16 protein-coding genes are annotated in these 13588 nt (G+C 59.5%); 8 read left to right on the top strand and 8 right to left on the bottom strand.

The features are described 5' to 3' along the window. From RA27_RS01565 to RA27_RS01535, 7 genes are all read left to right on the top strand, one after another. Positions 1-1167 carry a D-alanyl-D-alanine carboxypeptidase family protein gene (locus RA27_RS01565; RefSeq protein ID WP_039534345.1) on the top strand — a complete coding sequence of 389 codons (1167 nt, stop codon included), beginning with the start codon at positions 1-3 and terminating at the stop codon, positions 1165-1167. Beyond that, positions 1164-1790, top strand: coding sequence for a dTMP kinase (gene tmk / locus RA27_RS01560; protein WP_039534344.1), 627 nt, complete (start codon positions 1164-1166; stop codon positions 1788-1790). The genes RA27_RS01565 and tmk overlap by 4 nt, the downstream gene beginning before the upstream one ends. A gap of 7 nt (positions 1791-1797) precedes the next feature. Continuing rightward, positions 1798-2916 (top strand): DNA polymerase III subunit delta', encoded by a 1119-nt coding sequence (locus tag RA27_RS01555; RefSeq protein WP_039534343.1) that lies wholly within the window; start codon positions 1798-1800, stop codon positions 2914-2916. Beyond that, positions 2916-3722, top strand: coding sequence for a TatD family hydrolase (locus RA27_RS01550; protein WP_039534342.1), 807 nt, complete (start codon positions 2916-2918; stop codon positions 3720-3722). Before RA27_RS01555 ends, RA27_RS01550 begins: the two co-directional genes overlap by 1 nt. Continuing rightward, positions 3719-4516 (top strand): MBL fold metallo-hydrolase, encoded by a 798-nt coding sequence (locus tag RA27_RS01545; protein ID WP_039534340.1) that lies wholly within the window; start codon positions 3719-3721, stop codon positions 4514-4516. Before RA27_RS01550 ends, RA27_RS01545 begins: the two co-directional genes overlap by 4 nt. A gap of 53 nt (positions 4517-4569) precedes the next feature. After that, positions 4570-5502 carry an AEC family transporter gene (locus RA27_RS01540; protein WP_039534338.1) on the top strand — a complete coding sequence of 311 codons (933 nt, stop codon included), beginning with the start codon at positions 4570-4572 and terminating at the stop codon, positions 5500-5502. Positions 5503-5574: 72 nt separating this feature from the next. Then, a complete protein-coding gene (locus RA27_RS01535) occupies positions 5575-6261 on the top strand; it encodes a CbiX/SirB N-terminal domain-containing protein (protein WP_039534336.1) in 687 nt (228 codons plus the stop codon). A gap of 26 nt (positions 6262-6287) precedes the next feature. On the opposite strand, the gene RA27_RS01530 is transcribed toward RA27_RS01535, so the two are convergent. From RA27_RS01530 to RA27_RS01510, 5 genes are all read right to left on the bottom strand, one after another. Further along, positions 6288-7286 carry a GGDEF domain-containing protein gene (locus RA27_RS01530; protein ID WP_039534333.1) on the bottom strand — a complete coding sequence of 333 codons (999 nt, stop codon included), beginning with the start codon at positions 7284-7286 and terminating at the stop codon, positions 6288-6290. Further along, positions 7283-7870 carry a heme NO-binding domain-containing protein gene (locus RA27_RS01525; protein WP_039534331.1) on the bottom strand — a complete coding sequence of 196 codons (588 nt, stop codon included), beginning with the start codon at positions 7868-7870 and terminating at the stop codon, positions 7283-7285. The genes RA27_RS01530 and RA27_RS01525 overlap by 4 nt, the downstream gene beginning before the upstream one ends. A 125-nt stretch (positions 7871-7995) precedes the next feature. After that, positions 7996-9555 carry a trimethylamine methyltransferase family protein gene (locus RA27_RS01520; RefSeq protein WP_039534329.1) on the bottom strand — a complete coding sequence of 520 codons (1560 nt, stop codon included), beginning with the start codon at positions 9553-9555 and terminating at the stop codon, positions 7996-7998. 119 nt (positions 9556-9674) lie between these two features. Then, positions 9675-10367: an HAD family hydrolase gene (locus RA27_RS01515; RefSeq protein WP_039534326.1), complete on the bottom strand. Its 693-nt coding sequence runs from the start codon at positions 10365-10367 to the stop codon at positions 9675-9677. A 19-nt stretch (positions 10368-10386) separates the two neighbouring features. Continuing rightward, entirely contained in the window at positions 10387-10671 is a 285-nt protein-coding gene (locus RA27_RS01510; protein ID WP_039534324.1) for a DUF3572 domain-containing protein, read from the bottom strand. An 89-nt stretch (positions 10672-10760) separates the two neighbouring features. Here RA27_RS01510 and RA27_RS01505 point away from each other — a divergent pair, with 89 nt between their 5' ends. Beyond that, a complete protein-coding gene (locus tag RA27_RS01505) occupies positions 10761-12161 on the top strand; it encodes a diguanylate cyclase (RefSeq protein ID WP_052265129.1) in 1401 nt (466 codons plus the stop codon). 4 nt (positions 12162-12165) lie between these two features. On the opposite strand, the gene RA27_RS01500 is transcribed toward RA27_RS01505, so the two are convergent. From RA27_RS01500 to RA27_RS01490, 3 genes are read right to left on the bottom strand one after another with little or no spacing between them, the layout of a single operon-like run. Beyond that, positions 12166-12639 (bottom strand): periplasmic heavy metal sensor, encoded by a 474-nt coding sequence (locus tag RA27_RS01500; protein ID WP_039534322.1) that lies wholly within the window; start codon positions 12637-12639, stop codon positions 12166-12168. After that, entirely contained in the window at positions 12636-12980 is a 345-nt protein-coding gene (locus RA27_RS01495) for a hypothetical protein (protein WP_039534319.1), read from the bottom strand. The genes RA27_RS01500 and RA27_RS01495 overlap by 4 nt, the downstream gene beginning before the upstream one ends. Further along, a complete protein-coding gene (locus RA27_RS01490; RefSeq protein WP_039534316.1) occupies positions 12973-13587 on the bottom strand; it encodes an RNA polymerase sigma factor in 615 nt (204 codons plus the stop codon). The genes RA27_RS01495 and RA27_RS01490 overlap by 8 nt, the downstream gene beginning before the upstream one ends. Position 13588 lies beyond the last annotated feature (1 nt).

The following is a 13588-nucleotide window of genomic DNA, read 5'->3' as shown; positions in this document are numbered from 1 at the left end:
ATGCTTTCCGCTTTGCGATCCACTACCCTGGCCCTCGGGCTTGCGCTTATGGCGCTGCCAGCCCATGCGTTCGACACAACCGCACGCGCAGCCTATGTGATTGATCAGAAAACCGGCACTGTATTGCTGTCGAAAGATGCCGATCAGCCTCTGCCGCCCGCGTCCATGTCGAAACTCATGACGCTCTATGTCGCGTTTGAAGCCCTGCGCGATGGCCGCCTGACGCTGGATGAGACGTTGCCGGTCTCGGAACACGCCATGAGCTATGGTGGCTCGACCATGTTCCTGAACACCCAGGACCGGGTGCGGGTCGAGGACCTTTTGCGCGGGATCATCGTGCTTTCTGGCAACGATGCCTGCGTGGTGATTGCCGAGGCGCTCAGCCCCGACGGAACAGAGGCGGGGTTCGCGCGGTTCATGACCCAGCGCGCGCAGCAAATGGGCATGAATAACTCGAACTTTGCCAATTCCAACGGATGGCCGGCAGCCGGACATATGATGTCGGTGCACGATCTGGCGGTTCTGGCCGACCGGCTGATTACCGATTTCCCGGAATACTATCCGCTCTTTGCAGAAGAAGTGTTCGAATTCGATGGCCGTGCGCCCTCGAACGCGCGCAACCGCAATCCGCTGCTGAAACTGGATATCGGGGCCGACGGCCTCAAGACCGGCCATACGCAGGAAGCCGGGTACGGCCTGGTTGGTTCGGCCAAACAAGGCGATCGCCGGATTGTCTTTGTTCTCTCCGGTCTCGATAGCGTCGGCAAGCGCGCAGAGGAGGCTGAGGCCGTGGTTAACTGGTCGTTTCGAAATTTTGTCGAGAGGACAGTTGCCAATGCGGAAGAACCGGTAACTCAGGCCAAGCTTTGGATGGGTGCTGAAAAAACGGTGGGCTTGGTCCCCGAAGATGACTTGACCCTGTTGTTCCCGGTGCTGGGCGACAAGGATATCGAGGCCGAGGTGGTCTATGACGGCCCGATCAATGCACCCGTCAGCAAAGGCGAGCAACTGGCCGAACTGGTGATCAAACCCGAAGGCTTGCCAGAAATCCGGCGCCCTCTGGTGGCGGACAAGGATGTGCCTCTGGGCGGGTTTGTCGTCCGAATGATGACCGTTGGCGGTATCGTTCTGAAAGACGTGATCAGCACCCCATTGGAGCAAATGTGACAGCGCGCGGGACGTTTCTGACCTTCGAGGGCATTGACGGATCGGGCAAGTCCACGCAGGCGCGCCTGCTGGCCGAGCATCTGCGACGCGAGGGCCGCGACGTCGTTCTGACCCGCGAACCGGGCGGCTCGGACGGGGCCGAGGAAATCCGCAGCCTTGTCCTGCAAGGCGATCCTGATCGCTGGTCAGCCGAAACCGAGATTCTGCTGTTCACCGCCGCCCGGCGTGATCATCTGGAGCGTACGATCGAACCCGCTCTGGCCGAAGGTAAAGTTGTGATCTGTGACCGGTTCGCCGACAGCACCCGCATGTATCAGGGCCTGTCGCGCGGTGACCTGCGGGGTCTGGTCGATCAGTTGCACAAACTGATGATCGGACGGGAACCTGACCTGACTTTGCTGATCGACATGGACCCGGAAACGGGGCTGTCCCGTGCCAAGGGCCGCCAAGGGGCTGAGGAGCGGTTCGAGGATTTCGGCCTTGACCTTCAACAGCAGATGCGGGCCGGTTTTCTGGGCCTGGCCGAGGAGTTCTCGGACAGGTTCCGCGTGGTGGATGGCAATCGAGACATGGACAGCGTCGCGCAGGATGTGACAGACATTGTCATGGTAGCCCTGCGATAGACCAGACATGAGCGACGACACACCATCACCGGATCAAGCCCCCGGCGCCCCGCATCCGCGCGAAACCGTCCGGCTATTTGGGCAGGATGCGGCGGAACAGGCGTTTTTAACAGCGTACAACTCTGACCGACTGCACCACGGCTGGTTGCTGACGGGTCCGCGTGGTGTGGGCAAGGCGACGCTTGCCTGGCGCATCGCGCAGTTCCTGCTGGCCACACCTCCCGCGGATGACGGCGGATTGTTCGGCGCTCCGCCACCGCCTGACACGCTGGACGTCGACGCGGATCACCCCGTCGCGCACCGCATTCAAGCCGGGGCCGAGCCTGGCCTTGCCGCAATCACCCGATCCGTGAATGATCAGGGACGGCTGCGAAACGAAATCGTTGTCGACGACATTCGCAAACTGGGGCGGTTCTTCGGTCTGTCCTCTGCCGACGGCGGTCGGCGGGTCGTCATCGTGGATTCGGCAGATGAGATGAATGTCAGCGCAGCCAACGCGCTGCTGAAAATGCTCGAGGAGCCCCCCGCGCGCACGACATTACTGTTGATCTCACACCAACCCTCGCGCTTGCTTCCGACCATTCGGTCGCGCTGTCGCAGCTTGCGGCTTTCTCCGCTTGGCACCGACGACATGCAGGCCGCGCTGCATCAGACCGGCACAGAGATACCCGGCCAGACTGACCATCTGGCTGCGCTCGCAGCCGGGTCCGTGGGCGACGCGGTCCGTTTGATCAATCTCGGCGGGCTTGAGATTTACGCGGAACTGGTTGCCATTCTCGGCACGTTGCCCCGCTTGGATCGGCAACGCGCCTTGAAGCTGGCGGAAACCGCCGCGCAACGGGGCGCAGCCGAAAAGTTCGACCTGCTGCTGTCGCTGATCGATGTGGCCTTGTCCCGGCTGGCCCTGACCGGCGCGACGGGCGCAGCGCCGATGCCCGAGGCCGCCCCGAACGAGGCGGCAACCCTGGCGCGCCTATCGGGCTCGCCGCGTCAGGCCCGACAATGGGCCGAGGTCGCCGCGCTCATCACCGCGCGGGCACGTCATGGGCAAGCGGTGAACCTTGACCCTGCCTCGCTAGTCCTAGATACGGTGTTCAAGATACAGGAAACCGCCGGTCACCGCTGATGAGCCTCACCCCCGAAATTACCGACAGCCACTGCCATCTGGATTTCCCGGATTTCGACGGTCAGCTGGACGATATCTTAGCCCGTGCCGCGCAGGCTGGCGTGACCCGCATGGTGACCATCTGCACCCGGTTGCGCAACGAACCCACCGTGCGCGCCATCGCCGAGGCCCACGCCCCGGTATTCTACGCTGCGGGCACCCACCCGATGAGCGCCGCTGATGAGCCGATGGCCACGGTCGATGAACTGGTCACTCTGGCCAAACATCCGAAATTCGTGGGCATCGGCGAAACCGGTCTTGATTACCACTACACGGCCGAGTCGGCCGAAGTGCAAAAACAATCGCTGCGCATCCATATCGAAGCCGCCCAGCGCACTGGCTTGCCCCTGATTATCCATGCACGCGCCGCCGATGACGACATGGCTCGTATTCTGGCGGAAGAGTACGGAAACGCCCCTTATTCTTGCGTCATGCACTGCTTTTCTTCTTCTGCGGAACTGGCGCGGGCCGCGCTTGATCTTGGATTTTATCTATCGATGTCCGGGATCGCTGCCTTTCCCAAGAGCCAGGCACTGCGCGATATCTTTGCCGCGGCACCGATCAATCGCATTCTGGTTGAAACCGATGCGCCGTACCTGGCACCGCCGCCCCACCGCGGCAAACGGAACGAACCGGCATACACGGCTCACACCGCTCGCAAGGGGGCCGAGGTGTTCGGGATGAACTATGCCGAATTCGCCGCACAAACGCAGGCCAATTTTGACCGGTTGTTTACCAAAGCCGCCACGTACAAGGCCGCTGCATGAACGAGCTGCGCCTGACAATACTGGGCTGCGGATCTTCCGGCGGTGTTCCCCGACTGGGCGGCCACTGGGGTGACTGCGACCCAGACAACCCCAAGAACATCCGACGCCGCTGCTCTCTGTTGGTCGAGCGTGCAGGGCCAGAGGGGACAACCTCGGTCCTCATCGACACCTCGCCTGATATGCGCAGCCAATTGCTGGATACCGGAACGGGACGTCTGGATGGCGTGCTCTACACCCATTCCCACGCCGATCATACAAACGGGATCGACGACCTGCGGATGATCGTGTTCAACATGAAAACCCGCGTACCCGTTTGGGCCGACGGTGATACCCAGAACGATTTGCTGAGCCGATTTGGCTATGCCTTCGTTCAGCCCGAGGGGTCGCCTTATCCGCCAATACTCGACCTCAAGACAATCGATGGCCCGTTCGAGGTTACCGGCCCCGGCGGCCCCATCCCTTTTCGGCCGTTTCGAGTGAATCACGGTTCGATTGATGCCCTTGGCTTCAGGATGGGTAAGGTCGTCTATCTACCTGATGTCGCTGACCTTTACGACGAGAGCATGGCTGAGCTGGCAAACCTGGATTGCCTTGTCATCGATGCATTGCGCCGATCCCCCCATCCGACCCATGCCCATCTGGAAAAAACACTGGGCTGGATTGAGCAATTGAAACCAAAACACGCGGTTCTGACCAACATGCATATTGATCTGGATTATGCGACGGTCGACGCGGAAACACCGGATCATATCACGCCCGCCTTTGACGGCATGGTGATCCGGCAACCCCTCTAGGGCAAGCCGCTGTTCGCGCTCGTCCTACCCCCTATGCCGAGTATGGCAAGACCATGTTTCAAAGCCTGATCAACGTTATCCTGCCGGTGTTTCTGGTCATCGGCGCCGGGTATACGGCAACGCGGTTTGGCTATTTCCGTGAAACCCATGTCGACGGGTTGATGAAATTCACCCAGGGTTTTGCCATACCTTGCCTGCTGTTTCTGGCGATCGCCAATCTCGATCTGAGTGCCAGCTTCAACCCCCGGCTTCTGATCAGCTTTTATTCGGCTGCCGGTCTTTGTTTTGTCATCGGGATGATCGGTGCGCGCTTGATCTTCGGCCGCGAGTGGGAAGACTGCATCGCCATCGGCTTTTGCTGCCTGTTCTCGAATTCGGTACTCTTGGGGCTGCCCATCACCGAACGCGCCTACGGGCCCGACAGCCTGACCGGCAATTTCGCGATCATCGCATTCCATTCACCCTTCTGCTACTGCGTCGGCATCACGGTGATGGAGGTCTTTCGAAACCGGGGAAATGGCGGAGGACGGATGGTCAAATCGGTACTGTCAGCCATGTTCAAGAACGCGCTGATTCTTGGCATCGCCTTGGGCTTTATCGTCAATCTTGCGGGCCTCGGAATACCCGCAGTCGTGGATGAGGCGCTGAATCTGATCACCCGCGCAGCCCTGCCCGGCGCCTTGTTCGCACTCGGAGGCGTGCTGGTCAAATACCGGCCCGAAGGGGATTTACGCGCAATCTTCTTCGTCTGCGCCATCTCGCTTCTCCTGCACCCGAGTCTGGTCTGGCTGTTCGGAATGTCACTAGCTTTGCCGCAGGACCTATTCCGCTCGGGCGTTTTGACGGCGGCCATGGCGCCGGGTTTCAACGCCTACATCTTCGCCAACATGTACGGCCGTGCCAAACGCGTCGCCGCATCTTCGGTGCTGATCGGAACAGCTGCGTCAATATTGACCGTCTGGTTGTGGCTGACACTGTTGGGATAACCAAATTGCCGATCCCGCATTGACTCTGACCATAAGCAAGACATCTATCGCAGAACCCATTCGGAGCCCTGTATGCCACACGCCGTTATCGTAGCTCATGGCCAGCCCTCAGACCCGGCGCCCGCCGAGGCGGCCTTGGCTGCATTTGCGCAAAAAATCGATTCTTTATGTCATCGGGTTTCGGTATCTTCGGCCACCCTGGCAGCCCCCCGGGCGCTGGAAGAATGCCTTGATAACTTGCCCGATGGCACAACGATCTACCCCTTGTTCATGGCGCGCGGCTGGTTCGTCACCAGCGCTTTGCCCAAACGGATCGGCGCTCGGTCCGTTACAGTTTTGGACCCGCTGGGGATCGATCCGGATTTGCCGGCGCTTGCGACCGCCGCACTGCATCAAGAGCTGACAGACAGGAGATGGGTAGCGTCCGAGACCCACCTTGTTATCGCCGCGCACGGTTCCGGTCGCAGCCCTAATCCGGCGGCCGTCGCGAGTGATTTCGCAGATAAGTTGGGTCAGATGACCCCATTCAAAACCATCCGTACCGGGTTTGTTGAACAGTCCCCATCCATCGCCGAAGCTGCCACAGCATGTGAAGGCAACGCGCTCTGCCTTCCGTTCTTCGCGTGCACCGGCGGTCACGTGCTGGAGGATGTCCCGCAAGAGTTGGCCCGCGCCGGCTTTAAAGGTCACGTCATGCCGGTCGTTTCAGAACTTCCGCAGATCCAGCTGCACATTGCTGCAAGGCTGGATACCCTATAGCCTGACGGTCGCGAAACCGACTGCGATCAACCGGATTGCTGTGCCCCCAACAAATCGGAATAGAACCGATGACAGGACCGTCCGCTACGTTTTGCTGCGTATAGCGCCAGATCAGCGGCATGAAGAATATCCACCGCTTTGGGCACATCGAACTGGGTCGACAAGGCCGTGCCGACGCTTGCCGATACCTGACAGGGCGATCCTTCGAATTTCATCGGCTGGCAGAGGCGCGAAATCAGGCGCCTGGCGATACCGCCCAGCTTTTCACGGTCGGTCATCCCTTTGAAAATCAGGACAAACTCATCCCCCCCGACGCGGGCAACAGTATCATCGCTCCGTGTCTCTTCGAGCATGATCTCTGCGGCCTGCCGCAGCACATAATCCCCTGCCGCATGACCCAGGCGGTCATTGACTGATTTGAAGAAATCCAGATCCAGATGCATCAGCGCAAAGGTCGATTTCATGGAAATCAGGTGCCCAAGTATGTGATCCATCGCGCGCCGGTTCTTCAGCCCGGTCAGCGTATCGGTATAAGCCTGTTCCTCCGCCGCCAGCATCGCCCCCTGCAGCCGGAGGTTCAGCGAGCGCGATGCCTCCATCGCCGCAGAATTCGCCTCAACCAGATACAACAGTTCAATCGCCAGATCGGTGCCCGAGAAATCGGCGCTTGTCAAAGCGTAGTCCCGTACCGCATCCAGTATCGAAATGCCGAATGACAGGTTGACGACCGCCCCGGCTCCACCGGGCAAAGGGGCAATCAGACCTTTGAACGCGGTCTGCGGTCGGTCCTGAAACCTCAGATGAAGCTTACGGTCCGGCGCTGTCAGCATCTGGGCGACGGTCGTGATCGACCGGGGCCGCACGAGCTCGAAGATATCCAGAAAACTCTGTCCCATCATGCACTGATCCGGGCGCAGCTTCTGCAGCGTTGGACCGACCTGCGTAACCCCACCTGCATCGTCAACAAGGACAAACATCGGGCACAAGGTATTCAGTAGCTTTCCCAGATCTTCGGACTTGATCATGACTTACGTGCCCCGAGGTCGAAATGGCGTCCTTCCGCGAAAGCGCTTTCCACCAATGTGATCGAAATCACCGCCGCCTCGCTTTGGCGCCCTTCATTGGACAGAATGACCAGCGACCCGTAGTCATCCGCCATCGCTCTTAATACGCCGGTCATGACGCTGGAATACCCCGGTAAACCTGCGGAGCAGTGAAGACGGTATTCCGCAGGTGAATGCTCCTGCAGTTCCAGGTCCGGCAGCTTAAGGTCCGAGACAGCCAAGCGTACGCGGTCCGACAAATCATCAAGTGAGTGCAGGAACTCTACATATGTGACCCCTCCGAAGCGCATAAGCCGGCGCAAATCCTCCATATTCGGGTGTGAGACAAGATAGGTCCCCAAATCCTCCAAAAACTCGGACCTCGGACGATTTAGTTCGGCGCAGAGGGCTTCAAGCACGCGGGTCGACAGATCCGCGTCATAAATCAGCATCGCCTCGAATTCATCGAAACCCAGCGCAGCGGCTTGGGTCGCGCGCAGCCAGCATTGGCGGCCATAGGTGGCGCAGACAAAGGATTGGATCGCCCTGTTGATCAGCCCGTGCATGAGTCGCCTCAGTTTGAAAGACTGCCTCAGGTGACCGCAGAAAGCTTAATAAACACCCAAAATCCCTCATGGGTTCATGAGAATGCCACGTAGTCTCAACATGAAACACCCGCAGGGGATGGCGATCAGAAATCCGTCGGCGCGCCACCTTCAGCCTTGCGACGTTCGACAAAGTCCGCCAGTTCTTCCCGGATCGCCTCATCCATAGCGGGCGCTTCAAAGGTGTTCACGATTTCCTTGAACATCTGATGGGCGCGTTCCGCCGTCCAGATACCTCCGGCGACTTCCCATGCTTCGAAGTTTTTCCAATCACTCAGGAATGGTTGGTAAAACGCTGTGGTGTAGCGATCCTGAGTGTGCTGGATGCCAAAGAAATGCCCGTCGTTCCCGACCGAACGGATTGCCTCCAACGCGATCTCATCCGGGCCCGTCGCCGTCAGTTCCGGCTGCATATAGCGCTGGATTTGCTGCAGGATTTCGCAATCCATGATGAATTTCTCGGGGCTGGCGATCAAGCCGCCTTCAAGCCAGCCTGCCGCGTGATAAACCATGTTGGTTCCCGACTGAACAGCCGCCCACAGAGAATTCGAGGTTTCCCAGATCGCCTGCCCATCCGGCACATTCGCGGCACAAACACCTGAAGACCGCATCGGCAAGCCATAGAACCGCGCCATTTGCCCGGTCATCTGGGTCGATCGCATGTATTCCGGCGTCCCGAACGCAGGCGCGCCGGACTTCATGTCGACATTCGAGGTAAATGTTCCGATTACGCATGGAATACCGGGCCGAACATATTGGAATAGTGCAATCGCACACAGTGCTTCGGCCAGCGATTGCGCAACCGCCCCCGCCATGGTCACGGGTGCCATCGCTCCGGCCAGTGTGAACGGCGTCACGACAATCGCCTGCCCGCGCCGCGCAAGACGCAGACAACCGTCGATCATCGGCTGGTCGTGCTTTAGTGGCGAGGTGGAATTGATGTTGGTGTACATCCGCGGTGACGCTTCGAATTCTTCGTGACTCAGACCGCCTGCGATGCGCACCATCTCCATCACATCTTCGACGCGCTCCTTACCCAGCGAGTAGGCGTGCATCGCCTTGTCGGTCAAAGTCAGCTTGTCATAAAGCACGTCGAGATGGCGGATGCTGGCGTGGATATCCACCGGTTCGACCGGATAGCCGCCGGCAAAGTGAATGCAGTTGAAATACTGCGTCAGCTTCAACAGATCCTGACACATGCGCCGCGTGCCGGGCACCTTCTTACCGATCTCCATATCCCAGTAATTCGGCGGAGAAGAGACATTGCCGAACAGCATGGTCTTACCGCCAATCTCGATCTGACGATCCGGGTTGCGCGGCGTGATGGTAAACTTGCTGGGCGCCTTGCCCACCATTTCCATCACGAAATCCCGGCCCATGCGGACGTTGTCGCCGGAAATTGTGCAACCAGCTTGGCGCAGAATGTCAATGGCTTCCTGATTGTAGAACTCGATGCCGATCTCTTCGAGGATGCGCATCGCACCTTCGTGAATCGCCTCGATCCCTTCCAGACCCAGCGGCTCGGTCGGCCGGTCAATGTTGATCGGAGGGTTCCAGGGCATCTGGTCGATCACCGCGCTGCCCCGACGAGCGGCCGCACCCGAGCGGCCACCGCTGCGACGTTTACGAGTTTTACTATCGTTCATGGGTGTCCTCCGGAGTTTCCTCTTGCAAGCAAGCCCCGAAGACCCCCGCTCTGGCCGCTCTGTCTGCGACAGATCGTGTCGGTTTTACTGCCTGGACCGACGATTTTAACGCAGGATGATCAGGCTTTCGACAGCCAGCCGGGAATATGGCCAATATCTGGCAGAACCACATCCGCCAGCGGCTCGAGCGTTTCGGCCGTTGCCATTCCGGTCAGTACTCCAATGGTCGCCATCCCTGCAGCGCGCCCCGCCTCGAGGTCGTGAAGACTGTCACCGACCATTGCAATGCAAGACGGCTCGACCTCGACGTGCCTTGCAAAGGCCAACAGTTGCCCCGGGCCGGGTTTGTAGCCATGTCCACTGTCATATCCCGCGACAAAATCGAAATGATCCCGCACGCCGACGGAATGCAGGTGCTGCAGCGCAGGCATTTCAGCGTCATTTGTCGCAACGCCCAGCTTCAGCCCGGCCTGCCGTAGCTCATCAAGAAATGGTGCCAGAGGAACAGCCGGTATCTGCCGCGCCTCTGCCGAGGCGCGGTTGAGCGTTTCCACCAGTTGTTCAAGCGATAGTTCGGGCAGATGCGGTTTCAGGGCGCCGGCAACCTCATCGACCGTTCCTGCAATGACCACACTGTCGGGCTCGTAACTTTCCTGTGCCAAATCGAAACCAATAGCGCGCCCTAGTTCCGACGCAAGTCGCATGTCGCCGTCGGACAGACGCTCCAGCGCCGTACGCCCGAAGGTGCCCCAGGTCGCTGCAAAATCAAAAAGAGTGCCGTCCTTGTCGAACACGAGGGCGTCAATTGCCATAAGAGAGGGCTCCTGTAGGTTAGGTCCAGTGCATATCCGAATTGCCCGACAACGTGGCACGGGCCTGGCCCGGCTCATCGTAGGGTACGGAATTGGCGTCACAAAAAGCGATCACCCACGAATCGTCAAGCATCAGAAAATCCAGAACCGACCCCAGAAACTCCGCCTCGCCTGCGCGATCACGCAGATCCTCGGCAGAGGCCCCGGTCGCCCCCAGAAAGATCGGTAGAAGTTCATCATTTCCCACCAGCCAACCAAGCACATTCAAGGCCAGAGTTTCAGCGGAATTGGCAGAGATCGGCATAAACTGGCCTCGGATGCTGTCTTGGAAAGGGTTTGTTAACCAGAGTCATAAACACTTTGGCAACGCATGCAATCTAACGGTGAATGGCTATGTCTGTGCAAGGCACCATACTCGTACTCGACGGTGTTTCGACCAATCGCATTATGCTCAAGGTCCAGTTGACGGCGGCCTGGTACCACGTCGTACAGGGCGAAAGGTTGGCCGGACTTGCCGCATTGCTGCGGCGGACACGGCCCGATCTGGTTTTGACCGCGCAAACCCTGCCCGACGGGACCGCGTCGGATGTAAAGAAAGTGATGGCGGCAGATCCTGCGCTGATCGATGTGCCGATCGTCGCCATCGCTCCGCAAAACGACAAGGCGGCACGATTGCGGGCGTTGTCGGACGGTTTGGACGATGTGCTTGGCCACCCTTTCAAAGACACGCTTTTGCTGGCCCGCGTACGCAGCCTGTTGCGTGCAAGGGCAGACCGGCAGGAATTGCACCTGAGGGACGATTCTCATTCCATTGGCTTTGGCGAGTCGGCACAAGTGTTGCTGGCACCGCCTCCAATCGCGCAGATCGCGATCTTGACCCAAACGGCGCGCACCGGCGCGCTGTGGCGCAAGTGCCTGGCCGGTCAAACCCGGCACCTCCTGACCAACCACACCCTGCCCGATCTCAAAGGTGTGCTGTCCGGTGCCACCCCGGATGCCATTGTTGTTGAACTTGGGTCAGATGCCTCGGGGCGGAACCTTCTGGCGGATTTGCGGTCACGCGGTGCAACGCGCAATACTGTTCTTGTTGGGGTATCGCCCGATGAAAATCCCGGGCGCGCGGCCGAAGCACTGGACAGGGGCGCGGATGCGGTTTGTATGGGCGGATTTCATACTGATGAGATATCACTGAGGCTTGAGACTCTGATCGCCCGAAAGACCCGTGATGATCGGCTGCGCGCGACTTTGCGCAAGGGTTTGGCTGACTCGCTGACCGACCCGCTGACCGGCCTGCATAATCGCCGCTACGCCATGCGAGCACTTGACCAAATCGCGCGTCAGGCACCGGAAGAGGGCCGCGGGTTCGCGTTGATGCTGGCCGATCTCGATCACTTCAAGGCAATCAACGACCGGTTCGGTCATGCGGCTGGTGATCTGGTCCTGACCGAAGCCGCCCACAGGCTGCAAGCCGCGATCGGAGAAACCGGCTTTGTGGCTCGTATCGGAGGCGAAGAGTTCATGATCGGGCTTCCAAATACCTCGACAGAACAAGCGCTGAAGCAAGCGGAAATGATCTGCGAAAGCATCTGTGGACAGCCCTTCCGGCTTCCCGATCATCCCGCGCTGATCCCGGTTACCATCAGCGTGGGTGTGAAACTGTGCGCCCCGCCGGAACTCGCCCGGCGGGATGAGACCGACCCGGTGAGCCAAGCGATCCGTTCGGCGGATAAAGCACTTTACGCCGCCAAGAGGGCGGGCCGCAACCAGGTGTATATCCGGCAGAGCGCTGCGTGAGGCGTCAATCCCGCTTTTTGTGCTTGCGCGGGCCGCGTTTGACCACCTCCTCCAGACGATCTGCATAAACGGCGCGCTCTTCATCGCTCATGGCTGAAATCTGTGCCAACCATTGCCGATGAAGGGCCGCCTGTAGATCAGCCGTGGCTTTGGACTGCTGATCCAATAAGGCCTCAACCGCTGCCGGGTTGAAAGGCACAACCTTCAGGGCCTGACTGAGTGCGCTGAAATCCTGCTTGCGCCGATGCGAACCCTTGCCACGCAGGTTCGACAACTCGCCGCGCAGAGCTTTTCGATCTGACTTGGGCAGAGCATAGTACAAGGCCGGGCCAAAACCGGGGGGAGCTGCCGCATGATCGCCGCCCTTGAACCGAAGGACTGCCCCCAGGACGACCCCGACAATCAGGAGGTTCAGAGCAAGTGAGGCGACCAGCAATATTGGCATCCATTTGCGTTTGGGTACGGGATTGTCGCTCATTCCGCGTCCTCCAGATAGTTCTCGTCCAAATTCAGATCGGCCATCAGATAGGTCGCTTCCTGCGAAACGAAATAGTCGACAGGGTCTGGCAGAAAGGTCGGGGCAGAAAATCCGATCCAGACACCTGCCGCGCTTGCGGCCACAAGGCCGCCCAACCCATGCCAACCTCCAATCACACCTATTCTCTGCCGCCACGTGCGGCGCGACGTTCGCGCAGACCGAGCCAACCGAACGGCTTCGGCATCGATTTCGATGCGAACGGCAAGATCGTCCGGAAACACATCCCGCGCCTCGCGCGCCTGTGCGAACAGTTGGTCGAGTTGTTTGTCTTGGTCAGCCATGTTCGTACCCCAGTTCATCCCGTCGCCCTGCCAGTATCGCGGTCAAAGATCGTTTGCCACGCGCCGTCAAGCTTTCAACCGCCTCGACAGAAATATCCATGATCCCCGCGATTTCGGGGTTGGACAACTCTTCTATATGCCGCAACACCACGGCCTGGCGCTGCCGGTCCGGCAATTGTTCCAGTGCGGCCTGAAGCGCGTCCTTGCGCGCGGCATCTTGCATCCGATCGACCACGCTGGCAGCGCCATCTTCGGGTTCGGCGACATTCTCCAGCGCGTCAGGGCGCTTCTTTCGGCGCAGATCGACGCACAGATTTAACGTCACACGGTAAAGCCATGTCGACAGCTGTGCCTGACCCGGCACCCAATCGGGCGCCATTTTCCACAGGCGCATCATCGCCTCTTGCGTCACGTCCTCGGCTTCCGCTTGGTTTCCCAGCATCCGCAGGGCCACAGAATAGCTCCGTGGCCCCAACCGACCAGTCAGCAGACGGGCCGCAGCAGCATCCCCATCTGCAAACCTGCCCAGCAACTCTTCGTCGCTGGGCTCGGGCACCGCGTGGGATTTGCCGTGCGCCGTATTCGGATAAGAGGTCAGATCCTCCATC

Origin of the sequence: Ruegeria sp. ANG-R (assembly GCF_000813985.1) — a bacterium.
Lineage (GTDB): Bacteria > Pseudomonadota > Alphaproteobacteria > Rhodobacterales > Rhodobacteraceae > Ruegeria.
This window is presented reverse-complemented; position numbering and strand designations above follow the sequence as displayed.

What these genes read in the sequence shown, in the direction of transcription:
- RA27_RS01535 (WP_039534336.1), top strand. Translation starts at nt 5,575, where the DNA reads ATGCCACACGCCGTTATCGTAGCTCATGGCCAGCCCTCAGACCCGGCG.
- RA27_RS01495 (WP_039534319.1), bottom strand. Translation starts at nt 12,980, where the DNA reads ATGGCTGACCAAGACAAACAACTCGACCAACTGTTCGCACAGGCGCGC.
- RA27_RS01555 (WP_039534343.1), top strand. Translation starts at nt 1,798, where the DNA reads ATGAGCGACGACACACCATCACCGGATCAAGCCCCCGGCGCCCCGCAT.
- RA27_RS01490 (WP_039534316.1), bottom strand. Translation starts at nt 13,587, where the DNA reads ATGGAGGATCTGACCTCTTATCCGAATACGGCGCACGGCAAATCCCAC.
- RA27_RS01515 (WP_039534326.1), bottom strand. Translation starts at nt 10,367, where the DNA reads ATGGCAATTGACGCCCTCGTGTTCGACAAGGACGGCACTCTTTTTGAT.
- RA27_RS01540 (WP_039534338.1), top strand. Translation starts at nt 4,570, where the DNA reads ATGTTTCAAAGCCTGATCAACGTTATCCTGCCGGTGTTTCTGGTCATC.
- RA27_RS01510 (WP_039534324.1), bottom strand. Translation starts at nt 10,671, where the DNA reads ATGCCGATCTCTGCCAATTCCGCTGAAACTCTGGCCTTGAATGTGCTT.
- RA27_RS01545 (WP_039534340.1), top strand. Translation starts at nt 3,719, where the DNA reads ATGAACGAGCTGCGCCTGACAATACTGGGCTGCGGATCTTCCGGCGGT.
- RA27_RS01550 (WP_039534342.1), top strand. Translation starts at nt 2,916, where the DNA reads ATGAGCCTCACCCCCGAAATTACCGACAGCCACTGCCATCTGGATTTC.
- RA27_RS01520 (WP_039534329.1), bottom strand. Translation starts at nt 9,555, where the DNA reads ATGAACGATAGTAAAACTCGTAAACGTCGCAGCGGTGGCCGCTCGGGT.
- RA27_RS01500 (WP_039534322.1), bottom strand. Translation starts at nt 12,639, where the DNA reads ATGAGCGACAATCCCGTACCCAAACGCAAATGGATGCCAATATTGCTG.
- RA27_RS01505 (WP_052265129.1), top strand. Translation starts at nt 10,761, where the DNA reads ATGTCTGTGCAAGGCACCATACTCGTACTCGACGGTGTTTCGACCAAT.
- RA27_RS01530 (WP_039534333.1), bottom strand. Translation starts at nt 7,286, where the DNA reads ATGATCAAGTCCGAAGATCTGGGAAAGCTACTGAATACCTTGTGCCCG.
- RA27_RS01525 (WP_039534331.1), bottom strand. Translation starts at nt 7,870, where the DNA reads ATGCACGGGCTGATCAACAGGGCGATCCAATCCTTTGTCTGCGCCACC.
- RA27_RS01565 (WP_039534345.1), top strand. Translation starts at nt 1, where the DNA reads ATGCTTTCCGCTTTGCGATCCACTACCCTGGCCCTCGGGCTTGCGCTT.